The 2212-nt window shown below is 34.2% G+C and carries 3 protein-coding genes; all 3 read left to right on the top strand.

Annotated elements, in window-relative coordinates; genetic code table 11:
• Positions 1-508, top strand: a 508-nt coding sequence (locus ACZQCL_RS08930; RefSeq protein ID WP_482482894.1) for a DUF4234 domain-containing protein, incomplete at its 5' end; no start/stop codon positions are given.
• Positions 489-854 (top strand): DUF2752 domain-containing protein, encoded by a 366-nt coding sequence (locus tag ACZQCL_RS08925; RefSeq protein ID WP_482482892.1) that lies wholly within the window; start codon positions 489-491, stop codon positions 852-854. The genes ACZQCL_RS08930 and ACZQCL_RS08925, both read left to right, overlap by 20 nt.
• Before the next feature lie 249 nt (positions 855-1103).
• Positions 1104-2072 (top strand): IS21 family transposase, encoded by a 969-nt coding sequence (gene istA, locus ACZQCL_RS08920; RefSeq protein ID WP_482482890.1) that lies wholly within the window; start codon positions 1104-1106, stop codon positions 2070-2072.
• Positions 2073-2212 lie beyond the last annotated feature (140 nt).

Raw genomic sequence — 2212 nt, 5'->3', positions numbered from 1 at the left:
AGACATGAAAGGATTTATTGATAGTGGTGTATTAACTGGAAATAGTTTTGTATGGAAAACAGGCATGCAAGATTGGCAAAGATTAAAGAATACCGAGCTTGCAGGTAATGAAACAGTGCATGTAGAACCAAGTTTTTCATTCACTACTGGAGTTGTAAAAGAAAAGAGTATTGGACTATGTGTAGTATTAAGTCTAGTTACTTGTGGCATTTATAGTATTTATTGGCTATATACAATCGCACATGACTTAAATGATCTATGTGAAAGTCAAAAACAAGAAAAAGGCGCTGAACCAGGACTTGTTGTTGTATTAAGTATTGTGACATGTGGAATCTACTTACTATACTACTTATGGAAGGCTGGTAAAATGGTATCTAGTCTTACAAGAAGTAATGGACATCATCCTAGTGATGATAGTATCGTTTTAATGGTATTATCTATACTTCAATTATCATTAGTATCCTATTGCATCCTTCAGAGTCATATTAATGGTTTCGCAAAAGACTAAATATTTAGGAATAGTTCTCACACTATTCCTTCTTTTATTATTCTATAAATGCCCCTTTCAATTCATGACAGGTTTGCCATGTCCAGGATGCAACATGAAAACAAGCCTGTATTATCTTTTGAAAGGAAATATTCAATTATCTTTGTATTACCATGCCCTATTAATACCAACACTAATTTGTGGCGTTCTATGCTTGTTAAAACCCGAGAAAAGAAAAATGATATTAATTCTATGGTGTGCACTCATGATAGTGTATTACATTTATCGTATGATTCTTTATTTTCCAAATAGTCCTATGGTTTATTCTAAAAATAATTTGATTTATTTATTATTTAGACACGCATAATGTCAATTAATGATGTAACTTGAAATTATAAAGGAGGACATACTTATGTCAAACACTTTTTTCACAGTTACAGGATTACATTGAGTATTCCACGCATTCAGAGCCACACTGTCCAGCACTGAGAGCCACCCATTCCATTATTTAGAGCCACCCAATCCATTAATCAGAGCCGCTTATACACCTTCAGTTGTAAGATGTATTTGTAGAATATTAAGTTCTACAGATCTTGCGAATTGGAGGTGTTTTTTTATGCGAGATTTAAAACGAATTCTTGAACTTAGGTTTGAGAATCATTCTCAGCGTGAAATCGCTAGAATGCTGAAAGTGTCACGAAATACTGTTCGTGATGTATTTGATGCAGCAGATGCTGCAGGTGTCTATTGGAACACTGCTTACAATTTAAGCGAATCCCAAATTAATGAACTTCTTTTTCCATCAAATGGAATAGATGTTTCTTATGAACAGCCTGACTATGCATATGTGCATAAGGAGCTTTTGAAGGTTGGAGTCAGTTTAAAAATGCTTTGGAAAGAATATGTGGATCAATGTAAAAGTACGCATAAGGTATATCTAAAGTACAGTGCATTTTGTAACAATTACTCGAGCTATGTAAAAAAGAACAAGCTTACGATGCATATCACGCATAAGCCTGGGGATAGGATAATGGTTGACTGGGATGGTAAGACAATGAAGGTTCATGATCGCTCATTGAACCAGGATGTTACTGCTTATATGTTTGTAGCCGTGCTTCCATTCAGCATGTACTGTTATGTAGAGGCTTGTCCTCGGATGGATTCTAAGAATTGGATTAATTGTCATATTCACGCATTTGAATATTTTGGTGGTGTCTCACGCATTCTTGTTCCAGATAATCTTAAAACCGGTGTTACTGAACACAGGAAGTATGAGGATCCTGTTTTGAATAAATCTTACCAGGAAATGGCAGACTATTATGGAATGGCTGTTATTCCTGCACGCGTTAAAATGCCAAAAGATAAAGGAGCTGCAGAAGGATCTGTATTCAGTATGGCTACAACGATAATTGGTATTTTACGTAATCGAACATTCTTTACTTTTGAATCATTGAATAAAGCCATCTATATTGAAATGAACAAATTAAATAATGAAGAATTCCAAAAGCGTGAAGGTTCTAGAAAATCTGTCTACATGGATGAAGAAAAAAGATTTTATGAATCCATTGCCAGAACATCCATTTGAATTGAGTGAATGGAAAATGGCAACAGTCCAGCTAAATTATCATATTTAATGCGAAGCTTTACATTAAATATGAAATGGAAAGTCAGACAAAATGTAAAGTCATAGACTAATATTAAGTTGCCATACAAATTAATACGTCA

The sequence above is a fragment of the Holdemanella sp. genome, from assembly GCF_056804935.1.
The sequence above is the reverse complement of the archived record's forward strand: the minus strand, read 5'-3'. Positions and strand labels throughout refer to the sequence as shown.

Coding starts and splice junctions, on each gene's coding strand:
- ACZQCL_RS08925 (WP_482482892.1), top strand. CDS start 489: ATGGTTTCGCAAAAGACTAAATATTTAGGAATAGTTCTCACACTATTC.
- istA (WP_482482890.1), top strand. CDS start 1,104: ATGCGAGATTTAAAACGAATTCTTGAACTTAGGTTTGAGAATCATTCT.